The sequence below is a fragment of the Faecalimonas canis genome (assembly GCF_054601575.1).
On record NZ_BAAHSI010000029.1, the window covers coordinates 1 to 20924 of the forward strand.

General features: G+C 36.4%; 22 protein-coding genes, 1 tRNA gene and 1 pseudogene. 2 read left to right on the forward strand and 22 right to left on the reverse strand.

Annotation, left to right across the window (positions count from 1 at the left end):
• Nucleotides 1-48: 48 nt before the first annotated feature.
• The 15 genes from ACYPXO_RS08445 to ACYPXO_RS08515 all read right to left on the reverse strand — a co-directional run bounded on the left by ACYPXO_RS08445 (nucleotide 49) and on the right by ACYPXO_RS08515 (nucleotide 13874).
• Nucleotides 49-588: a stage II sporulation protein M gene (locus ACYPXO_RS08445; RefSeq protein WP_459640149.1), complete on the reverse strand. Its 540-nt coding sequence runs from the start codon at nucleotides 586-588 to the stop codon at nucleotides 49-51.
• A gap of 51 nt (nucleotides 589-639) precedes the next feature.
• Nucleotides 640-1182, reverse strand: a complete 543-nt coding sequence (locus ACYPXO_RS08450; RefSeq protein WP_459640150.1) for an NUDIX domain-containing protein — start codon at nucleotides 1180-1182, stop codon at nucleotides 640-642.
• Between the two features lie 85 nt (nucleotides 1183-1267).
• Entirely contained in the window at nucleotides 1268-2815 is a 1548-nt protein-coding gene (rny, locus tag ACYPXO_RS08455) for a ribonuclease Y (RefSeq protein WP_459640188.1), read from the reverse strand.
• Between the two features lie 78 nt (nucleotides 2816-2893).
• Nucleotides 2894-3508: a regulatory protein RecX gene (locus ACYPXO_RS08460; protein WP_459640151.1), complete on the reverse strand. Its 615-nt coding sequence runs from the start codon at nucleotides 3506-3508 to the stop codon at nucleotides 2894-2896.
• Nucleotide 3509: 1 nt separating this feature from the next.
• The gene (gene recA / locus ACYPXO_RS08465; RefSeq protein WP_459640152.1) at nucleotides 3510-4538 is read right to left on the reverse strand and encodes a recombinase RecA; all 1029 of its coding nucleotides are present in this window, start codon (nucleotides 4536-4538) and stop codon (nucleotides 3510-3512) included.
• Between the two features lie 401 nt (nucleotides 4539-4939).
• Nucleotides 4940-5149: a hypothetical protein gene (locus ACYPXO_RS08470; RefSeq protein WP_459640153.1), complete on the reverse strand. Its 210-nt coding sequence runs from the start codon at nucleotides 5147-5149 to the stop codon at nucleotides 4940-4942.
• Nucleotides 5150-5256: 107 nt separating this feature from the next.
• Nucleotides 5257-5517: a hypothetical protein gene (locus ACYPXO_RS08475; protein ID WP_459640154.1), complete on the reverse strand. Its 261-nt coding sequence runs from the start codon at nucleotides 5515-5517 to the stop codon at nucleotides 5257-5259.
• Between the two features lie 27 nt (nucleotides 5518-5544).
• Nucleotides 5545-6021: a methylglyoxal synthase gene (locus tag ACYPXO_RS08480; RefSeq protein ID WP_459640155.1), complete on the reverse strand. Its 477-nt coding sequence runs from the start codon at nucleotides 6019-6021 to the stop codon at nucleotides 5545-5547.
• 18 nt (nucleotides 6022-6039) lie between these two features.
• Nucleotides 6040-7611, reverse strand: a complete 1572-nt coding sequence (locus ACYPXO_RS08485; RefSeq protein WP_459640156.1) for a putative ABC exporter domain-containing protein — start codon at nucleotides 7609-7611, stop codon at nucleotides 6040-6042.
• The gene (locus ACYPXO_RS08490; RefSeq protein WP_459640157.1) at nucleotides 7611-8306 is read right to left on the reverse strand and encodes an ABC transporter ATP-binding protein; all 696 of its coding nucleotides are present in this window, start codon (nucleotides 8304-8306) and stop codon (nucleotides 7611-7613) included. The genes ACYPXO_RS08485 and ACYPXO_RS08490 overlap by 1 nt, the downstream gene beginning before the upstream one ends.
• Nucleotides 8307-8402: 96 nt before the next feature.
• Nucleotides 8403-9068: an acyltransferase gene (locus ACYPXO_RS08495; RefSeq protein WP_459640158.1), complete on the reverse strand. Its 666-nt coding sequence runs from the start codon at nucleotides 9066-9068 to the stop codon at nucleotides 8403-8405.
• A 2-nt stretch (nucleotides 9069-9070) separates the two neighbouring features.
• Nucleotides 9071-11068: a DNA topoisomerase gene (locus ACYPXO_RS08500; RefSeq protein WP_459640159.1), complete on the reverse strand. Its 1998-nt coding sequence runs from the start codon at nucleotides 11066-11068 to the stop codon at nucleotides 9071-9073.
• A gap of 4 nt (nucleotides 11069-11072) precedes the next feature.
• A complete protein-coding gene (locus ACYPXO_RS08505) occupies nucleotides 11073-12116 on the reverse strand; it encodes an aldose epimerase family protein (RefSeq protein ID WP_459640160.1) in 1044 nt (347 codons plus the stop codon).
• Nucleotides 12117-12140: 24 nt separating this feature from the next.
• Nucleotides 12141-13226 (reverse strand): aspartate-semialdehyde dehydrogenase, encoded by a 1086-nt coding sequence (gene asd / locus ACYPXO_RS08510; RefSeq protein ID WP_459640161.1) that lies wholly within the window; start codon nucleotides 13224-13226, stop codon nucleotides 12141-12143.
• Nucleotides 13227-13256: 30 nt separating this feature from the next.
• Nucleotides 13257-13874, reverse strand: a complete 618-nt coding sequence (locus tag ACYPXO_RS08515) for an epoxyqueuosine reductase QueH (protein WP_459640162.1) — start codon at nucleotides 13872-13874, stop codon at nucleotides 13257-13259.
• Nucleotides 13875-14078: 204 nt separating this feature from the next.
• Here ACYPXO_RS08515 and ACYPXO_RS08520 point away from each other — a divergent pair.
• Together ACYPXO_RS08520 and ACYPXO_RS08525 are read left to right on the forward strand one after the other, a co-directional pair.
• Nucleotides 14079-14490, forward strand: a pseudogene (locus tag ACYPXO_RS08520) (ATP-binding cassette domain-containing protein); the annotation flags it as partial.
• 258 nt (nucleotides 14491-14748) lie between these two features.
• The gene (locus ACYPXO_RS08525) at nucleotides 14749-15546 is read left to right on the forward strand and encodes an ABC transporter permease (protein WP_459640163.1); all 798 of its coding nucleotides are present in this window, start codon (nucleotides 14749-14751) and stop codon (nucleotides 15544-15546) included.
• Between the two features lie 42 nt (nucleotides 15547-15588).
• Here the strand turns inward: ACYPXO_RS08525 and glpK are convergent, their stop codons facing one another.
• The 7 genes from glpK to lepB form a co-directional block, all read right to left on the reverse strand.
• The gene (gene glpK, locus ACYPXO_RS08530; protein WP_459640164.1) at nucleotides 15589-17085 is read right to left on the reverse strand and encodes a glycerol kinase GlpK; all 1497 of its coding nucleotides are present in this window, start codon (nucleotides 17083-17085) and stop codon (nucleotides 15589-15591) included.
• 259 nt (nucleotides 17086-17344) lie between these two features.
• A tRNA-Thr gene (locus ACYPXO_RS08535) sits at nucleotides 17345-17417 on the reverse strand.
• Nucleotides 17418-17450: 33 nt separating this feature from the next.
• Nucleotides 17451-18389 (reverse strand): mechanosensitive ion channel family protein, encoded by a 939-nt coding sequence (locus ACYPXO_RS08540; protein WP_459640165.1) that lies wholly within the window; start codon nucleotides 18387-18389, stop codon nucleotides 17451-17453.
• 10 nt (nucleotides 18390-18399) lie between these two features.
• Nucleotides 18400-19245: a peptidoglycan editing factor PgeF gene (gene pgeF / locus ACYPXO_RS08545; RefSeq protein WP_459640166.1), complete on the reverse strand. Its 846-nt coding sequence runs from the start codon at nucleotides 19243-19245 to the stop codon at nucleotides 18400-18402.
• A gap of 8 nt (nucleotides 19246-19253) precedes the next feature.
• Nucleotides 19254-19610: a YraN family protein gene (locus ACYPXO_RS08550; protein WP_459640189.1), complete on the reverse strand. Its 357-nt coding sequence runs from the start codon at nucleotides 19608-19610 to the stop codon at nucleotides 19254-19256.
• Nucleotides 19611-19613: 3 nt separating this feature from the next.
• A complete protein-coding gene (locus ACYPXO_RS08555) occupies nucleotides 19614-20372 on the reverse strand; it encodes a ribonuclease HII (RefSeq protein ID WP_459640167.1) in 759 nt (252 codons plus the stop codon).
• Nucleotides 20365-20919, reverse strand: a complete 555-nt coding sequence (gene lepB / locus ACYPXO_RS08560; RefSeq protein ID WP_459640168.1) for a signal peptidase I — start codon at nucleotides 20917-20919, stop codon at nucleotides 20365-20367. Before lepB ends, ACYPXO_RS08555 begins: the two co-directional genes overlap by 8 nt.
• Between the last annotated feature and the right edge of the window lie 5 nt (nucleotides 20920-20924).

Consider the following 20924-nt stretch of genomic DNA (forward strand, 5'->3'; position numbering starts at 1 on the left):
AGACTAAAGTCCATAATAGAAACAGGCCGCATACACTGCGACCTGCCTCTATATTGTCCGTACAAACATTTTCATCAATATAGGATTGACATATACTTCTGTGATAATGCCAAAAAACATCATGCAGCAAAGAAATATCGTCTTACTATAATTCCATTTAGACATCGGATATGTGTAAAAATACCAAATAGCAACTGCATATCCCAATATGTAAAAAAGAAACTGTGGCATAATTCCTATAATAAACAATAAAATTCCTTTCATACCAAGACGAAATATAGCTGATACAATTAAAATTCCCCCTGAAAATCCCATCCAAAAAAGAAAGACAGAGATAACAACCTTCCTTATTTTTGTCTGTCCCAACAGAATAAGAAGAACTAACGGTGTTACCCTTATCCGAAAAATATACAAAACATACTCTTCCGGAACAATCTCAATAGACGGATATTGACTGAGAAAATATTCACTAAAAATTCCTGATGTACTAAAGCCCTCATTTGAAACAAGATTAGCATATAATATACCTGCGAAAAAACCCAATAAACAAAACGCTGTTATATAGGCTTTGTTTTGATGTACTTTCACTCAACTTCCTCCATTCTTTCAGATAGTTTATTATATGCCTTGTCTTTCTTTTTATTCTTTTTTCTGCCAAACCTCATAGGCAAGCAATGAAGAAATTGTCTTTGCATCCTGTATTTCTCCACTGAAAATCTTTTTCTTCAGTTCTTCCACTGTATATGCCTCCACATGAATAAACTCATCTTCATCTAGATGTTGTTCCGTAGCCTTTAATTCTTCCGCAACATATACTTCTATTTTTTCATTTGTAAATGCAACCCATGTACGCAATGTAAGCAAATGGCTCATTTTTTCAGAAACATATCCCGTTTCTTCTTCCAACTCTCTCATGGCACATAATAGCGGTTTCTCATCTTTATCATCTAATTTCCCTGCCGGAATTTCCAGCGTTTCTCTATCTAAAGCATTTCTATATTGACGCACCATCAAAATCTTTCCGTCATCTCTGACAGGAACAACGGCTGTTGCCCCATTATGATGAATATAATCCCAATGTGTTTTCTTTCCGTTTGGAAGTTGAATTTCATCTGTATATACTTTTAAAATTGAACCTTCGTATTTTAACGTTCTGTCTGTTCGTTTTAATTCTTCTCTCATTTTTATCCTCTCTCTTTTATATAATTTTTAAAAATATATAAATATACTCAAAAACCCTTGTCAAACGACAAGGGTTCTATTTCTCTTATTTTGCATAATCCGTAACACGTGATTCTCGAATCACATTTACTTTGATTTGTCCCGGATATTCCAATTCAAATTCAATCTGTTTAGAAATATCTCTAGCCAAAAGTACCATATCTGCATCTGATACTTGTTCTGGAACTACCATAATACGAATCTCTCTACCTGCCTGAATAGCAAAAGATTTATCGACACCTTTAAACTGATTTGCGATGTCTTCTAATTGTTTTAATCTGTTTGTGTATGTTTCTAATGTTTCTCTTCTTGCGCCCGGTCTAGCTGCAGAAATTGTATCTGCCGCCTGTACAATGCAAGCAATTAATGTTTCAGGTTCTACATCTCCGTGATGTGACTCTACAGCGTTAATTACAATTGCTGATTCTTTGTATTTTCTACATAAATCAACACCAATCTGAATGTGTGATCCCTCTACATCATGGTCAATAGACTTACCAATATCATGTAAAAGACCGGCACGTTTTGCCATTCTTACATCTAACCCAATCTCTCCTGCAAGAAGTCCTGCTAATTGAGCCACTTCAATAGAATGTTTCAATGCGTTCTGACCGTAACTCGTTCTGAATTTCATTCTTCCCAACAGACGAATTAATTCTGGGTGAATACCATGCACACCTACTTCAAGTGCTGCATTCTCACCCTCCTCACGAATCATTGTTTCCACATCTTTTTGTGCTTTTTCAACCATTTCTTCGATTCTTGCCGGATGAATACGACCGTCAAGAATAAGTTTTTCCAATGCGATTCTTGCTACTTCTCTTCTAATTGGATCAAATCCCGATAAGACAACTGCTTCTGGAGTATCATCTATAATTAATTCAACCCCTGTCAATGTTTCTAAAGTACGAATATTCCGCCCTTCTCTACCGATAATTCTACCTTTCATCTCATCACTTGGAAGTTGCACAACTGAAATCGTTGTTTCTGCAACATGGTCTGCCGCACATTTCTGAATAGCGGTAACAACATAATCTCTCGCTTTCTTCCCTGCCTCTTCTTTTGCCTGCGTTTCTAGTTCTTTAATCATCTTCGCAGTGTCATGCTTTACATCTTCTTCTACAGTTTTTAACAGATATTCTTTTGCTTGTTCGGAGGTAAGTCCTGAGATTCTTTCCAGTTCCTGCACACGTTGTTTGCTAAGTTCTTCTACTTTCACTTCGCGCTGTTTAATCTGCTCTTCTCTTGCAACGAAGTTTGCCTCACGCTGTTCAATTACATCAGCTTTCTTATCGAGTGCTTCCTCTTTGGAAAGTACACGCTTTTCATAGCGCTGTAATTCTGCTCTGCGTTCCTTTGTCTCTTTTTCAAGTTCATTTTTTGTCTTGATAGACTCTTCTTTCACTTCCAAAAGAGCTTCCTTCTTAGTTGTTTCAGCTGTTTTCAATGCGTCATCTATTATTTCTCTCGCTCTGCTTTCTGCATTGCCAATCTTAGAATCTGCATTCTTCTTCAGATTGGAAACAGTAGCAAAGTAAGTAACGATTGCCGTTATAACAAGAGTAATAACTACAGCAATAATTATACTAACAATTGGCACAGGAGCACCTCCTTATTTAATTTTCATTGTACAAATACAACACTTAAATTTTATACTGTTTCGCTAAATCTGTCAAGCATTCCAGTCAGAAATTTGTATTACCTGACGGATAGTATCATAGGAAAATCCTTTTCTTGCCAAGTATCCGTATATCTTCTGCTTTTCACTGTCCGCTGCATTTCGGACATCAAAGTGCTTTTTCTCTATCAGTTTTCTAATCGCTGTCATTTCTTCGTTATCTTCATAGCATTCTTCCATTGCACGTTCGATTATCTCTTTTGCAATCCCTTTCTGATACAGTTTTGCATAAATTTCTTTTCTGCTTTTACTGCCTTGTCTACTTAAAATAAATCTCTTTGCATAATCGCCATCTTCAATATACCCAAAAGATTTCACATAGGCAACTGCCCTGTCAATCATATCGTCCGTATAAAATCCCTGTTTTAACTTTGTTCTCAACTGCTCTTCCGTTCTATCCATCTGATTCAACAAATGCAAAGCCCTCAGTTTTACACGTTTTAAAATCACTTCTTCTCTTATCTTCGCAAATATATCTTCAGAAAGTTCCTCTCCCTGTACTATATGAAAACGGGAAAGTTCCCCTTTGTATAATACAAAAACGAACTTTCCGTCAAGGTAAACTTTCCATTTTGTTTTTGTAAGAGGTTCAACCTGAGTAACAATCATTCTACTCGCCCTCTTTGTCTTCACTTTCTTTTGTCACTCCAAGTCCATAGTGTTCACGAACTTTTTCTTCCAATTCCTCCATAATTTCAGGGTGAGTATGTAGATAAGTCTTTGCATTTTCCCTTCCCTGACCGATCTTCTCTCCATTATAGGCATACCACGAACCACTTTTGCTAACTAAATCAATTCCCGTAGCCAAATCTAAAACATCACCTTCTTTGGAAATTCCTTTTCCGAACATAATATCAAATTCTGCTTCTTTAAACGGAGGGGCTATCTTATTCTTAACAATCTTAATTCTTGTACGGTTTCCAACCATTTCGCCGCTCTGTTTCAATGTTTCAATTCTTCTTACATCCATACGAACAGAAGCATAGAATTTCAACGCACGTCCACCTGTTGTCGTTTCGGGATTACCGAACATCACACCAACCTTTTCACGCAACTGGTTAATGAAAATAACAACACAATTAGATTTACTGATAACAGGAGTTAACTTACGCAAAGCCTGAGACATGAGCCTTGCCTGAAGTCCTACATGGCTATCCCCCATATCCCCTTCAATCTCTTGCTTTGGAACAAGAGCTGCAACCGAGTCGATAACAACAATGTCCATCGCACCCGAACGAACCATAGTTTCTGCAATCTCAAGCGCCTGATCACCACTGTCCGGCTGAGAAATATATAATTCATCAATATCTACCCCTATGTTCTTTGCATATACAGGATCCAAAGCGTGTTCCGCATCAATAAATCCTGCAATTCCGCCTCTTTTCTGTACTTCTGCTATCATGTGTAAAGTAACGGTTGTCTTACCACTCGATTCAGGACCATATACTTCAATTACACGTCCCTTAGGAACTCCTCCAAGTCCCAATGCAATGTCAAGACTTAATGAACCTGTCGGTACGGTTTCTACAGATACATTAGCACCTGCATCCCCTAATTTCATAACCGTTCCTTTACCAAAATCTTTCTCTAATTTAGATATTGCCGCATCTAATGCTTTTAATTTATCCTCTGTTGCCATAATAATCTCCTTTTCACACGAACTTATGTTCGTTTTCTAGTAATATAGTAGTATACTTTTTTTCAAATGTCAATACTTTCTTACTGCCATGATTTTCTTTATTTTATTTTAAACTTTAGGGTAATCAAGAAGCGATACGCTCCAAATATGAATTGTTTTCTGTTTAGAACTGTAAATATCATATCATACTTATAGTATTTTCTCAACAAATATTAAAATATTCTTTTCACTATATACCAGAATTTATCAACTAAAACGAAGGAAACTTCTTGAACATAAATCCAAGAAGTTTCCCGTACCAAACTGAATTTTGCATTATCAATTAGTTTCCACAATCATCATATAACAATGATATACTTTAACTACTCAGTCCATTTAATTTTTTAAATCCATCTAACATTTTATCCTCTATATTTTGTTCTATATCCATGATTTTCTTCCGATCGCAAATCATTTGGATACATAATATCAGAGTAAACATCTTTCTGTAGTTTTTTGACAATCTGATATACTTCTGCATAATTAGAAATACTATTGATTCCAAGTACAGCCGGCATATTATTTCTTGTAAATTGATTTGTAGTAATTTGAATATCACCTACATTGAACATCTAATCAAAGATACCTCTATGTAAGTTTACTCGTGATAGTTCCGCAAATGTTTTTGCTTCGAGATTCATTGTAAAAACGCCACTTGAAATATACACTGCATGATCCGTTACAATATAGTATGTATTTCTATATCTTTTAAATGCAAATATAACACCGGCATCATGTGGAACAACATAAAAGGTATCATAAACAGTTGTGTATTCCTCATAGCAACATCTAAAAATCCTACATCAAACATTGCCCAAATAATTGCAAAAGGTAAAAGAGTATTAAATATGCTTTCAAAAATAAAACACTTTTTCTCTGGTTTCCCTTCATACAAAACTGTTTCGTCCAATCCAACCATACTCTTTAATTCTTCTACCATGTTAATTTCTTAATGTAAGAACAGTTTTTATTTCATCCGACTGACACGCTCTTCTACTTTTTTATTAAAGTTTTCAACTTTTCTGTTGTATGTCGTTGTCATATATTCTGAATGCAACATAAAATCTGCTGTAGATAAATTATTCGCAATCGGTATGTCATAGACAACTGCAATACGAAGTAACGCCTTTACATCAGGGTCATGTGGCTGTGCCTCCAAAGGATCCCAAAGGAAAATCATGAAATCAATATTTCCCTCCACGATTTTTGCACCAATCTGCTGGTCACCTCCAAGCGGTCCGCTATTATAGCCTTTAACTTTAAGTCCTGTTCTCTCGGCAATCAGTCTTGATGTTGTTCCCGTTCCGCAAAGAGAATGTTCTTTTAAAATATCTTTATTCCTTTCACACCACTCAACAAGTTCCTTTTTCTTGCCATCATGTGCTACTAATGCGATATTTTTTCTTTTTCCAATTTCAAATGTAACATAATTATCCTGAAGCATTTCTTTTCCCTCCTATCTTTAATCCGCTCTCTCCATCTCGCCAAATCTTGAAGAAGCTAAAAAAGCAATTATGATTACTATTAGTATACTATAAATAAATATAACCGGAAAGAGTAACTTTATATTAATTAAAATTGCAGCTAAGGCACCAAACATTGCCCCCATGCCAAGTGTGGCTGATTGAAAAAGCATATAACCCATATTTCTCACATTCACTCCGGCAGAAGCACCTAAAATAGAATCTGCTAAAACACGCATATAAAGTTTATTTGCCTGTAATATAACATAAATCCCTATTGCCAGAACAATTTCAAAAACAGGTATTTTCCACGCTATACCTAAAGAAATTGCCAATATGCTTCCATCAATCAAAGAACGAATATGTTCTATCACTGTTGCATACCACATTTTTCTAATCGGAGTATCGGGTATAAGATATAAATATGGGTTTTTTAATTCCTTTTCCCATTTTCCCGTATATCCTGTGGCACAGAAAATGATGTAAGCTACAATAAGCAGTAGCATGACCTGAGGTGACAGACCATTTTCTATTCCGATGACTTTTATAAACAGAAAAGAAATACCAATCACAATAACTGTCATTCCGCCAAAAATAAAAAATCGTTCTTTTTTATATTCTAACAACTGTCGGTAAAAAATCGCTTTCGCTCCTGCCGCCTTATAGTCCATTTTTACCGATTTTTTAAATGTCTTTTTCTGTCCGATGGACATTACCATTTCACCATTTTTACTTTTTTTACGAAACTCCACATAATCATCAGCAAACTTTGCAGCCTCCTCATAGTATCCGCCGGTGCATTTCATTTTACAAGCAATAAGTAACATACCTATAACCGATAGAAAATACAAACTACTGCAAGCAATATTTAAAGTTGTCGCACCCAAAAACACCATACGATAAACCGCAATATTCCATCCTAAAAGCGGAATCATCTGTATAGCCGGATAATCTACAAATTGTATAAGCGTTTCCGATGACATTCCGTTTTTTCTAAAATAGAAAATAGCCACACAAACAATTCCTAAAAGGAATACATAAAGACTTCTGCAGATCCATGTTGTAGTCTTAAAAGACATTTTTTCATTTGCATAAAGGAAAACCACAAGGCTCATCTCTAAAATCAATTCTAAAACTAACATCCCAAAAGAAGTCAACAACGCTTTCGGAAAACTCACTCGAAAAACAATCAATTCTCCGCAAAAAATAACTAACGTCGCAACAACACTAAACACATAATTTTTCATTGCTCCCATAAGAAGAATTACTTTAGGCGAAATAGGCGCCGTAAAAATAAAATGTGCATGACTAGGTTTAAACAAAATTCCTTTTTTCTTTGCATAAGTAATAAAATTACTAAAAAATATAAATGTTGTCCATATTGTCAGTATTGTAACTAACGCCTTATTTTGTGTAAAAACTCCCGATGCCCGCCACGCAAATGCACCTGCACCAAAAATAACAGCGTATACTATAATAACAGCAACAAACAAATAAGTGGCAGGTTTCTTAATTGCCTTTTTCATAAAATTAATTCCACTTCTCTTTGACACATACCAAAGCGCCTTCATTATTCATCACCGCCTGTCAATTCAAAGAACACATCGTCAATATCTTTATCTCCTAACTCTTCTTTCGTATATGTACCGATAATTTTTCCTTTTTCCATAATATACATTACATCCCATAGTTCTTTTACCATTTCCAACATATGAGTGCTGATTAACACGGTAACATTATTGTCACGCAACTCCAATATTACTTCTTTTAACTCCTTAATCGCCTTTGGATCAAGCCCTACCATAGGTTCATCAAACAAAATCACTTTCGGTTGGAGAGCCAATGCACAGCAAATACTTACTTTCTGCATCATTCCTTTTGATAACTCATTTCCCAATTTATCCTGTTTATCCCAAAGTTCAAATCTCTCCAATAAAGCCTTTATTTCTTCATTTGTAATTTTACTTTCATAAGCTTTTCTTATATATTCAATATGCTCTCTAACAGTCAAAGCCTCAAACATTGCCGGAATTTCCGGAACATAAGCGAATATTTTCTTCGCTTCCATTGTTTTTGAAGAAAGTCTTTGAATTCCAATTCCCCCATCATATTTCAAAAGACCCGCAATACTTTTAATAATCGTAGACTTTCCCGCACCGTTTGGTCCTAACAAAATTCCCACCTTTCCGTCAGGAACGATGAAACTTACATTATCTACCGCTAAATATTTCCCATAACTTTTCCTTAAATTCTGTACCTCCAGCATCTCGATTCCTCCTGTAAACTTTCTCAACATAAAAGCCGAGTGTATTATCTATTTGGTACAATAATACACTCGGCTTTTTCTATTGTCAACTCATTTTTATTGTTTCTCTGCGATTTCCCCCTGCTTTTTATAAATGGAATTTTGTGGAATATATCCTCTTACCATCGATAACGGATAAATATTTGTATAACTTCCGACAACAGTTCCCGGATTTAATACCGAACCACAGCCGACTTCCACTTCATCGCCTAATATAGCACCAAATTTCTTTAAACCTGTTTCTACAATATTTCCCTTTTCTTTTATAGTAACAAGTGTTTTATCCGATTTAACATTGGATGTAATCGCACCCGCACCCATATGAGATTTATATCCTAAAATAGAATCTCCCACATAATTATAATGAGGCACCTGTACTTTATTAAACAAAATTACATTTTTTAACTCTGTAGAATTTCCGACAACTGCACCTTCACCCACAATTGCATTTCCACGGATAAAGGCACAATGACGCACTTCTGCATTTTTACCTATAATGGCAGGTCCGTGAATATAGGCTGTTGGTGCTACCGTAGCATTTTTCGCAATCCAAATATTCTCTCCACATTTGTCGTACTCTCTTTCACTCAGTGTTTTACCCAACTCTATAATAAATGTACTGATTTTAGGAAGTGCTTCCCACGGATAAGTTACACTGTTCAACAAATCTTTTGCAATTGTTTCATCTAAATTAAACAAATTTTTTACTGTTAATCTTTCCATACTTATTTTCCCTTCTTATAAAACTGAGCAGCCGCATCATAGCAACTTCGCAATTGATACTGATTATTTAACCCCAGTACTCCCTGTGTTCTGCTTTTAATAAAGTTTTCTAGTTTCATCATATATTCTTCCGATGTAATATCACCCTCTGCTACATATGTAAGCCCTTTTTCCCAACTGGCAGTTAACTCAGGATTAAGCAGGGAACGAATAGAATGTTCTACCACATCGAAAATCATCTCCCCTAACAATGTAGGAGTAATCATCTGTGTTTTCTTATTCAATGACAAATATTTGATACTCAACAGTTTTTTTAAAATTTCTGCCCTTGTCGCACTTGTACCTATCCCGCTTCCTTTAATTTGTGCACGTAATTCTTCATCTTCTATCAACTGTCCTGCATTTTCCATCGCTAAAATAATAGAACCCGAATTATATCTCTTTGGTGGGGAAGTTTCTCCCTCCTTTATTGATAAGCCTTTTACATCAAGAATAGAACCTTTCTTTAATTTCTGAATGGCAGAAAATAGTCCGGCGTCAGATGCATTTTCTTCCATTTCCGCATCTTTCTTTGTCTGCGTAATTCCCGCCACTTTCAAATATCCTTCTTCCGCAAGTACTTTGAAATTAGAAAAAAACTGTTCTTCCTTTATCTTTGTCACGATACTTACTTTCTGATACACCGCCGCAGGATAAAAAATACTTAAAAATCTTCTTACAATCGTATCATAAACCTGTTTTGCAGTCGAAGACACCGATTGTAACGCTGTCAATCCCTGTCCTGTCGGTATGATTGCATAATGGTCTGTAATCTGCTTATCATTTACATAGCGGGTCTTCTCTAATCCTTTATGACTTCCGAAACTTAAAATATCGTTTAAATATGGTTTTGCCATCTCATATTTTGACAGACCATTCAAATTTTTGGATATTTCCTTTGCAACAGCCGTTGATAATACTCTGGCGTCCGTTCTTGGATAAGTGACCAGTTTCTTCTCATACAATTCCTGCACAATACGAAGTGTTTCATCCGGGCTGATTTTAAATCTTTTAGAACATTCATTTTGTAGTTCTGCAAGATTATATAAAAGAGGCGGATTTTTCTTTTCTTTTTTCTTCTCAACAGATACAACCTGCGCCGTTAACGGTGTTGCATCAGTTAAATAGGTAAGCAACTCTTCCGCCTTTTCTCTTGTTTTAAAACCGTTTTCTTTGTATAAATCAAACGATTCAAAATATTTTGAACCTTTTACCGCTTTCCATTCTCCGTCAAAACTTTGTTGCTCTAATTCCAATGTACTCAACACCCTATAAAATGGTGTTTTAACGAAGTTACGGATTTCTCTTTCTCTTCTGACTACCATTCCAAGAACACAAGTCATTACTCTCCCTACCGAAATAACCGTAAATTTTGTACGCCGGTAATTTGAAATACTATTTCCATATTTTAATGTCAGTAAACGCGAGAAATTAATGCCCATAAGATAATCTTCTTTTGCTCGCAAATATGCCGAAGCCGAAAGATTGTCATATGCTGACAAATCTTTCGCCTCCTTAATTCCTCTTAAAATTTCCTCTTCCGTCTGTGAATCAATCCATACTCTCTTTCTAAGTTTTTGTTTTACACTTTCCCCTGCCATCTGCTCCACAAGACGATAAATATATTCTCCTTCACGACCTGAGTCAGTACAGACATAAATTATATCGACATCATCACGCGTCAAAATTCCTTTAACAATTTTAAACTGTTTTTCTACTGTAGGAATTACTTCATAAAGAAACTTTTTCGGTAAAAACGGCAGAGTTTCCAGCCTCCACCGTTTCATTCCTTCATCATACGCTTCCGGATAACTCATTGTAACTAAATGTCCTACACACCAAGTCACAATTGCTTCTTCCGACTCCAAATAGCCGTCTTTTCTTCTCGTATTTAATTTTAATGCCTTCGCAAATTCCTGTGCCACACTCGGCTTTTCTGCTATATATACTGATTTTCCCATAAAATTACTCTACACTAAACTTAAATACCGTAATTGTTCTGTAGTTTTCTCCGGCAGGACAAATCGGACTTTTAAAGTTTTCTTTATTAATTGCATCAGGAAAATATTGTGTTTCAAAGCAGACACCGTGACGCACATCATAAATCGCACCATTTTTTCCAACTTCATTTTCAACAAAATTTCCTGTATATAACTGCATTCCCGGCAAATCTGTATACACTTCCATAACAATTCCACTCTCATTTGATGACATCTCAGCCACCTTATCAAATTTGCCTTCATTTTCCAACACCCAGTTGTGATCATATCCTCTCCCGAAAATAAGTGGTTCATACTGTTCATCTATATCTCTTCCAACCGGTTTTTTAACACGGAAATCCATCGGCGTTCCTTCCACTTCAACAATCTCCCCTGTCGGAATGGACTGTATATCTGTTTTTGTAAAATACGTTGCCGCAATTCCTACTTCCTGTTCCATTGCACTTCCCGAATCGTGACCGTTCAAGTTAAAATAACTGTGATTTGTCATATTGATAATCGTATCCTCACTTGGAACACTGTAATATTCTATTTTAATTTCATTATTTTCCGTAAGCGTATATTTTACTTCCATATCCAATGCTCCCGGAAATCCCTGATCTCCTCCTCTGCTATGCAAAGTAAATGTAATACTCTCATAATTTTTAGAGCGTACTTCCCACATTCTCTTATTGTAAAAATCTGTTCCGCTATGCAGATTATTGCCATAATCATTTTTTTCCAACTGGTATGTCTTGCCGTTAATTGTAAACTCTGCTCCACCAATACGGTTTGCACATCTTCCTACGCTTGCACCGAAAAATAATGTACCGTTTTCATAACCCGTAACATCATCATAGCCGAGTACAACATCTAAATACTCATCATTCTTATCCGGCACAATTACATTTACAAGTGTTGCTCCAAAATCCGTAACGGAAATACTCATTCCTGATTTATTTGTAATTGTATATAAAGCTGCTTCTTTTCCTTTTGAAGTTACTCCAAAGCTTTTTGAAATCATACCCATTATTCATCTCTCCTTTTACACTGATTATTTTGCTTGAATGTACCCCTGTGCCGTTAATGTTTCTGCACAGAGAATTGCTCCCCCTGCTGCACCTCTCACCGTATTATGTGATAATCCCACAAATTTAAAATCGTAAACGGTATCTTCTCTCAATCTTCCCACAGAAATTCCCATACCGTTCTCATAATCAACATCTGCTTTTACTTGTGGACGATTTTCTTCCTCCAAATATTGAATAAATTGTTTTGGAGCGCTTGGAAGATTTAATTCCTGAGGAATTCCTTTAAATTCCGATAACTTTGCAACCAATTGTTCTTTTGTAGGTTTCTTTGCAAATTTCACGAACACTGCCGAAGTATGTCCATTCAAAACCGGAACACGAATACATTGTGTCGTGATTACCGGCAACTCTGCCTTTACAATTTCCCCGTCAATTACTTCCCCCCAGATTTTTAATGGTTCCTGTTCACTTTTTTCTTCTTCCCCACTAATAAACGGAATAATATTCTCAATCATTTCCGGCCATTCTTTAAATGTTTTTCCTGCACCGGAAATCGCCTGATATGTTGTGGCAACCACTTCTATCGGCTCAAATTCTTTCCATGCGGTAAGAACAGGTGCATAACTTTGTATAGAACAGTTCGGTTTTACTGCTACAAACCCCCTTGTCGTTCCTAATCTCTCTTTCTGTGCTGAAATCACTTCAAAATGTTCTGCATTGATTTCAGGAATAACCATCGGCACATCTTTCGTCCAGCGATGTGCACTGTTATTTGAAACAACAGGCGTTTCCGCTTTCGCATAAGCATCCTCTATGTCACGAATTTCTTCTTTTTTCATGTCAACCGCACTAAAAACAAAATCTACCTGAGATGAAATCACCTCTACTTCATGCACATTCATTACCGTGAGATTTTTGACTTTCTCAGGAATAGGCGTATCCATTTTCCACCGTTGTCCCACTGCCTCTTCATAAGTTTTCCCTGCTGATTTAGGGCTTGCCGCTACCACTGTCACTTCATACCACGGATGATTTTCCAGCAAAGAGATAAAACGCTGCCCAACCATACCTGTCGCTCCAAGAATCCCTACTCTTAATTTCTCTGTCATCTTTCATTCCTCATTTCCCATTGTCATTTGTTATAAATTATTTTTTCTCTCTTGCATGGAATATACGCAACCGCAGTAATCCTGCCGATAAAGACCATATTCTTTTGAAAGTTCAATAGAACGTTTATATCCGTTTTTCTTCTTAAAATCAGACTGTAAATATTCCACCCCATATTTCTTGCCCAACGCAGTGCCAATTTCATTTAATTTCTCTGCATTCTTCATCGGACTGATACTGAGTGTTGTCGTGAAATAATCAAATTCTCCTTCTTTGGCAAGTCTTGCTGCTTCCTCCAATCTGAGTGCATAACACTTAAAACAACGTTCTTTACCTTCTTTTAAATGTTCCAAACCTCTTGCCATCTCATAGAAATTCTCTTTGTCATAATTTCCTGCAATAAACGATACAGGATATTTCATCTCCATTTCCCCGATAAGCGTCTGTTGTTCCAAAATACGCTTTGTATATTCACTTTCCGGAAAAATATTCGGATTATAATAAAATACCGTGATTTCAAAATGTTTTGATAAATATTCCAGTACATAACTGCTACACGGTGCACAGCAACTATGCAATAACAGTCTTGGAGTACGTCCTTCCTTCTCCAACTTTACCAGTAATTTTTCCAATTCTTTTTGATAGTTCATTGTCTTTCTCCATAAATACTTTATTTTATAAATTATACTCTTTCTCATCCTCGCAATCAAGCACTCATTTTTAATTCTCACATAAACTACTATATACGGAAAATGGAGGTTTTTATGGAAAAGATATTAGAAATCAAAAATCTGAGTTATACTTATCACACTTTAGACGGAGAAACACAGGCATTAAAAAATGTTTCCTTTTCAATGAAAGAGGGGGAATTTTTATCTGTTGTAGGACCTTCGGGATGTGGCAAATCCACTTTACTTTCAATTATATGCGGGCTGCTTACGCCGGATTTTCCCGCCGTTTCATTTCAGGGTAAACCATTAAAGGAAAACAATAACAAAATCGGATATATGCTACAGCAAGACCATCTCTTTGAGTGGCGTACAATTTATCAAAATGTCCTCTTAGGGCTAGAAATCCAGCACAAACTGTCTGTAAAAACAAAAGAAAAAGCAAAAAAACTGCTTGAAATTTACGGTCTGAAAGAATTTTCCAATGCAAAGCCTTCCGAATTGTCAGGAGGTATGCGACAGCGTGCCGCACTTGTACGGACATTAGTATTAGAACCTGAACTTCTTCTTTTAGATGAACCATTCTCTGCACTGGACTATCAAACAAGACTAACAGTAGGAGATGATATTGGACAGATTATCCGAAAGGAAAAGAAAACGGCAATTCTTGTTACACATGATTTATCCGAGGCAATCAGTCTGGGCGACAGAATTCTTATTTTATCCAAACGCCCCGCAACCATCCAAAAGACTATTCCTCTTCATTTTGATTTAGAAACAGATACACCTCTTCTAAGAAGAAACACGCCCGAATTTAAAGATTATTTTAATTTAATATGGAAGGAGTTAAATAAAAATGAATGACATTTCTACTGCACAAATGCTTTATCTGAAAAAACAAAAAAGACATAGATATATCGTTTCTTTTGCCCGTGTGCTTATTTTAATTCTCTTTTTATTCCTATGGGAATTTACAGCGTACTATGAAATTATTGATTCTTTTGTTTTTAGCAGTCCAACTAAAATCGTAAAATGTTTTTGGTCAATGGTTTTGGATAAAAGTATTTTTTTCCATATCGGAATAACACTTTATGAAACCATTTTCAGTTTTCTCTTCGTTATTGTTTTCAGTATACTTCTCGCTATTTTACTATGGTCAAGCCGCAAATTGTCTGATATAGCAGAACCTTATCTAGTCGTCCTAAACAGCCTTCCAAAATCCGCTCTCGCCCCTCTTCTGATTGTATGGCTAGGTGCAAATCCAACAACCATTATTATCTGCGGAATGTCCATAGCGATTTTTGGAAGTATTCTGAATTTATATACAAATTTTGTTCATGTAGATGAAGAGAAAATCAAACTCATTTATACCCTGCACGGAAATCGTCTTCATGTCCTGAAAAAAGTTATTTTGCCCGGTTCTGTTCCTGCGATTATGAATATGATGAAAGTAAATATCGGGCTTTGTCTTGTAGGCGTTGTTATCGGAGAATTTTTAGCAGCAAAAAGCGGACTCGGATATTTAATAATTTATTCCAGCCAGGTATTTAAAATGGATTGGCTTTTAATGTCCATTGTCCTTCTATGCATTATGGCAATGGTACTTTACACACTCATTTCTTTTATTCAAAAACAGTATCAAAAACGACTGTAAATTACAAACAGTTGCGGAATCCCGCAACTGCCTTACATATTTCTATTCTTCTTTCGCCCAATCATAAGAATATTTCACGGCTTTATTCCAGCCCTTTATCTTTTTCTCCCGCTCTTCTTCCGTAATCTGCGGTCTAAATTCTTTATCTGCCTGCCAGTTTTTCACAACATCTTCTTTGTCTGCCCAATAGCCGACTGCCAGTCCTGCCAAATACGCCGCTCCCATCGCTGTTGTTTCCACACATTTCGGTCGGATAACAGGTGCGTTTATAATATCTGACTGTACCTGCATAAGAAAATCATTTGCACTTGCTCCGCCGTCTACTTTAAGCGCAGGAATGAAAATCCCCGAATCTGCCTTCATCGCTTCTAAAACATCACGCACCTGATAGGCAAGTGATTCCAGTGTTGCACGAATAATATGATAACGGTTAACTCCCCTTGTAATTCCAACAATCGTTCCCCTTGCATACTGGTCCCAGTGAGGCGCTCCAAGTCCTGTAAAAGCAGGAACAACATAACACCCATTTGTATCTTCTACTTTTTGCGCCAGACTTTCAGAATCTTTTGCCGAATCAATTAGTTTCATTTCATCACGCAGCCATTGAATCGCCGCACCTGCCACAAAAATCGAGCCTTCCAAAGCATAATTCACTTTTCCATCCAGTCCCCATGCAATTGTCGTCACTAATCCATGGTTGGAAAATACCGGTTTTTCGCCTGTATTCATCAAAAGAAAACATCCTGTTCCGTAAGTATTTTTTGCCTCTCCTTCCTGAAAGCAAGTTTGTCCAAACAGCGCTGCCTGCTGATCTCCCGCTGCACCTCCAATGATTATCTCATCTCCGAAAAATGATGAATCTGTCACGCCATACGCACAACTTGATGGTTTTACCTCCGGAAGCATTTTCTTAGGAATTTCCAGTTTTTCTAAAATTTCATCATCCCACTCTAATGTATTAATATTGAATAACATTGTTCTGGAAGCATTTGAATAATCTGTTACATGGACTTTTCCTTTCGTCAACTTCCAAATAAGCCATGTTTCCACCGTTCCGAATAAAAGTCGCCCTTCTTCTGCTTTTTCTCTTGCTCCGGACACATTATCCAAAATCCATTTTACTTTTGTAGCGGAAAAATAAGCATCTATGACAAGTCCTGTCTTTTGTCGGAAAAACTCTGTCATGCCCTCTTCTTTTAATTTGTCACAATAATCTGACGTTCTTCTACACTGCCATACGATTGCATTGTATACAGGTTCTCCCGTTTCCTTATCCCATACGATTGCCGTTTCTCTTTGATTGGTAATTCCTATTGCTGCAACATCTTTTGCAGAAGCACCGATTTTATTCATTGCTTCAACTGCCACTCCCAACTGGGTAGACCAAATTTCATTTGCATCATGCTCTACCCACCCGGGTTTCGTAAAATACTGTGTAAACTCTTTCTGTGCTGTACTGCACATTTCTCCTTTTTCGTTAAATAAAATACATCTGTTACTTGTCGTTCCCGCATCCAGCGCCATAATATATTTTCCCATATTCATCTCCTCTATCTTATTGAGAAATCTTATATAAATATCAATTTATTGTCTTTATCTGATACTTTTCAATTATGTTTCGTTCAAAATAAACAACCAATCTTATTATAACGGATAACACAAGCCATTGCCAATATTCTTCTGTAATTCTGATAATAATTCATCTCTTGTTCATACGATACGATTTGTTCTTTAGATAGCATCCAAAGTATAACAAACAAAAAAGCCATAGACAATGCCTATGACTTTCTCCTATTAAAGCTGAAAATCGGACTTGAACCGACGACCCCTTCATTACGAGTGAAGTGCTCTACCAACTGAGCTATTTCAGCATTTGGTTGCATCTAACGCAACCACAAATAATATTATATACTACTTTCAGAATTTTGCAACTGTTTTTTTTCCTCATTTTCTTTCATATGCAGTGTAATCTGCTGATAAGGAATTTCTATATAATTTTCATCTAATGCCAGTTTAATTCTTTCTAGCAATCTCCATCTTGTCGGCCAGTATTCATCCGTTTTTACCCATGCACGCGTACCTATTACAACTGAACTTGCTCCTAATTGATCTACAAACACCAAAATTTCTTCATCTTTCAAAATACTTTCATCTGTTTTGAGAAGGTCTTCAATAATCCTTTTCGCTTTTCGCAAATCTGCTTCATAAGAAATATCAATGCTTAAATCCAGTCTTCTGACATCCTTTGCCGTCACATTTGTCAAACTTGTATTCGCCAACGTTCCGTTTGGTATAACGATTGTTTTATTATCTACTGTTGATAGTTTTGTATAAAAAATCTGTATCTCTTTTACTGTACCTTCATTTTTTTGACTATCCTCTATAATATAATCACCGACAACAAATGGTTTCAACAAAAGAATTAAAACACCACCTGCAAAGTTGGATAGACTTCCCTGCAACGCAAGACCGATTGCAACACCACCTGATGCCAGCAATGCTGCGACAGACGCCGTATCTACACCAAATTTTGCCGCTATCGAAAAAATTAACAACGCATAGAGAACAACTTTTATCATAGAATCAATAAACTGCTCTACCCCTTTATCCGCACTGGAGCGTTCAAGAGAACCTCTGACAATTTTGCGTATAATTTTAATTACCTTTCTTCCAATAAAGAAGAAAACAATCGCCAAAAGAACCTTCACTCCAAATCCTATCAAGGCAGGAATATTCTCATTAATATACTCTGCCAATTTTCCCATTTCTTTTGCTGCCTCTGTTGTTACTTCCGTTACTTCTTTTGTCACTTCACCATTTGCCGTATCCGCTAAAAATATCATTTCTACCTCCTTATTGAATGGCTAAAAATGCGGCTAAGTTTCCTCTTTTCCCATCGGACGCACGGTGTGAAAAAAGTAATTCGCTATTACAGCAAGTACAAATATTTGTCACTGCAATATGTTCTTTTTCAATTCCCGCCTCCAAAAATATATATTCATTTGCTTTCCAAAGATTTAACTGATATTTTCCATTTTCTTTCCGGTAAAATAAATCTTCCCAATATTTTTCCGCAAATGCTTTTTTAAATTCATCAATCACATCTTCGCTGACTTCGTAGCACTCCTGACAGATAGACGGACCTATTGCTACAAGAATATCTTTGGGATTTGAACCATATTCTTCCTGCATTTTCTGTACCGTTTTCTTTCCAATCCTTCCTACCGTTCCACGCCAGCCTGAATGACTAAGTCCTATTGCCTTTTTCACAGGGTCAACCAAAAATAATGGCACACAGTCTGCATAAAAGGTAGACAGACAAATTCCTGCAACATTTGTTACCAGACCATCCACATCATCATAATCCAAAGGTTTTACCAGCCCTTTTCCTCTATCTTCTTCCCTAACAACACGCACATTTGTCGTATGCATTTGTTTTGAAAAAACAAAATCCCTTTCTTCTACATCAAGTACATTCGCCATCCTTCTAAAATTTTCGCGTACGTCTTCTTCTCTATCACCTCTCGAAAAACTGAGATTCATTGTACTGCATACCCCTTTGCTTACACCTCCCAAACGAGTGGAAAATGCGTGTTTTACCAATCCCGTCTGTTCAAGCAATGGGTAGGTCAGATAGTACACTCCGTTTTTCTCATTTTCATTAAATACTTTTTCTTTATTTTTATATACGATATTCATTTTCTCACCTATGAACTATATGCAAATGCATTTTTAATTACTTCTATCTTATCTCCGGTAATACCGACAACATCAAAACGGCAGGGAATATTTATTATCTGATGCTTTGTTATATAATATAATGCCGTCTTACATATCTTTCTCTGTTTATTGCTTGTCACCGCCTCAAACGGTGTCCCTTTCCTATTATCTGAACGATATTTCACCTCACAAAACACAAGCGTTTCGTCGTCCATGGCTACTATATCAATCTCACCTATTTTACAACGGAAATTATACTCTATAATGGAGTATCCTTTTGATTTCAAATATTCTCCTGCCTTTTTTTCAAAGACACTTCCTATTTCTCTTGTATTTTTTCTCATCATTTATATAAAATTTTTGATAAATGTTTTTCGGTGAATCGGTGTTGCACCGTTTTCTTTCAACGCCTTTATATGTGCCGCCGAACCGTACCCCTTATTACTTGCAAAATCATATCCTTCAATCACTTTATCATATTCCTGCATAAGTCTGTCCCTTGTCACCTTTGCAATAATACTCGCCGCAGCGATGGATACACTTTTAGCATCTCCTTTAATAATCGGTATCTGCCGTATGTCTACCTCCGGAATAGTAACAGCATCATTTAAAAGCAAAGTAGGTTTTACTTGCAAATGATTAATTGCCATTCTCATTGCCTCGTAAGTTGCCTGCAAAATATTAATTTCATCAATTCTTGCCGGACTGACAACTCCAATCCCTGTTGCAACTGCCTTTTCCATAATAATGTCATACAGTTCTTCCCTTTTTTTCTCCGAAAGTTTTTTAGAGTCATTCAAATATAAAATCATTTCGTCTTTCGGAAGGATAACAGCACCTGCAACAACCGGTCCTGCCAGCGGACCACGTCCCACCTCATCAATTCCGCAAATATATTCCTCTGCATAATTCTCCCGCTCATAACGGCTCATTTCTTCAATACGTTTTATTTCCGCCTGTAACTTTTCTTCTTTCTTTTTGTATTTGTCAATCAGACTGACAACACCCGTTCTGCTATCATTGGCATATTGCTCATATAATAACAGTAACTTTTTTCTGTCAGCCTGCTCAAATTCCTGTTTTATTTCATTGATATTTTTACTCATGAGAAATCACTCCTATGCTGTCAAACGGCCAAATACGCACCCATGCTCTTCCCATTAAATCTTTTCTTTTCAGCACACCCACATTTGGCACTCTGCTGTCAGAACTATGATTTCGGTTATCTCCCAGCACAAAGTATTCCTCTTTTCCTAAAGTAATAGGTTCTTCCGCTATGCCTGAATCCTGCATAACTTCCGCACCATAATCTTTTTTTAATTTTTCTCCGTTAATATAAACATAGCCGTCTATAATCTGTATAGTTTCTCCCGGAAGACCGATAATTCGTTTAATATAATATGTATCTTCCTCATATTTGTATGGAAATACAACGATTTCATATCGTTTCGGATCTCTAAAACGATAGGTCAGTTTATCTACCAAAAGATTATCACCGTCATGTAATGTCGGCTGCATGGACTGACCGCTCACTCGTGTACGCACACCCACATATGTAATAATCAGATAAGTAAATAATAAAATGACTCCTATATAAATTACCCAATCCAATATTTCTTTAAAAATGCTTTTTGATTTTTCCTTATCTTCCATACTAC

Coding starts and splice junctions, on each gene's coding strand:
- ACYPXO_RS08450 (WP_459640150.1), bottom strand. CDS start 1,182: ATGAGAGAAGAATTAAAACGAACAGACAGAACGTTAAAATACGAAGGT.
- ACYPXO_RS08460 (WP_459640151.1), bottom strand. CDS start 3,508: ATGATTGTTACTCAGGTTGAACCTCTTACAAAAACAAAATGGAAAGTT.
- recA (WP_459640152.1), bottom strand. CDS start 4,538: ATGGCAACAGAGGATAAATTAAAAGCATTAGATGCGGCAATATCTAAA.
- ACYPXO_RS08470 (WP_459640153.1), bottom strand. CDS start 5,149: ATGTTCAATGTAGGTGATATTCAAATTACTACAAATCAATTTACAAGA.
- ACYPXO_RS08475 (WP_459640154.1), bottom strand. CDS start 5,517: ATGGTAGAAGAATTAAAGAGTATGGTTGGATTGGACGAAACAGTTTTG.
- ACYPXO_RS08480 (WP_459640155.1), bottom strand. CDS start 6,021: ATGCTTCAGGATAATTATGTTACATTTGAAATTGGAAAAAGAAAAAAT.
- ACYPXO_RS08485 (WP_459640156.1), bottom strand. CDS start 7,611: ATGAAGGCGCTTTGGTATGTGTCAAAGAGAAGTGGAATTAATTTTATG.
- ACYPXO_RS08490 (WP_459640157.1), bottom strand. CDS start 8,306: ATGCTGGAGGTACAGAATTTAAGGAAAAGTTATGGGAAATATTTAGCG.
- ACYPXO_RS08495 (WP_459640158.1), bottom strand. CDS start 9,068: ATGGAAAGATTAACAGTAAAAAATTTGTTTAATTTAGATGAAACAATT.
- ACYPXO_RS08500 (WP_459640159.1), bottom strand. CDS start 11,068: ATGGGAAAATCAGTATATATAGCAGAAAAGCCGAGTGTGGCACAGGAA.
- ACYPXO_RS08505 (WP_459640160.1), bottom strand. CDS start 12,116: ATGGGTATGATTTCAAAAAGCTTTGGAGTAACTTCAAAAGGAAAAGAA.
- asd (WP_459640161.1), bottom strand. CDS start 13,226: ATGACAGAGAAATTAAGAGTAGGGATTCTTGGAGCGACAGGTATGGTT.
- ACYPXO_RS08515 (WP_459640162.1), bottom strand. CDS start 13,874: ATGAACTATCAAAAAGAATTGGAAAAATTACTGGTAAAGTTGGAGAAG.
- ACYPXO_RS08525 (WP_459640163.1), top strand. CDS start 14,749: ATGAATGACATTTCTACTGCACAAATGCTTTATCTGAAAAAACAAAAA.
- glpK (WP_459640164.1), bottom strand. CDS start 17,085: ATGGGAAAATATATTATGGCGCTGGATGCGGGAACGACAAGTAACAGA.
- ACYPXO_RS08540 (WP_459640165.1), bottom strand. CDS start 18,389: ATGATATTTTTAGCGGATACGGCAAATGGTGAAGTGACAAAAGAAGTA.
- pgeF (WP_459640166.1), bottom strand. CDS start 19,245: ATGAATATCGTATATAAAAATAAAGAAAAAGTATTTAATGAAAATGAG.
- ACYPXO_RS08550 (WP_459640189.1), bottom strand. CDS start 19,610: ATGAGAAAAAATACAAGAGAAATAGGAAGTGTCTTTGAAAAAAAGGCA.
- ACYPXO_RS08555 (WP_459640167.1), bottom strand. CDS start 20,372: ATGAGTAAAAATATCAATGAAATAAAACAGGAATTTGAGCAGGCTGAC.
- lepB (WP_459640168.1), bottom strand. CDS start 20,919: ATGGAAGATAAGGAAAAATCAAAAAGCATTTTTAAAGAAATATTGGAT.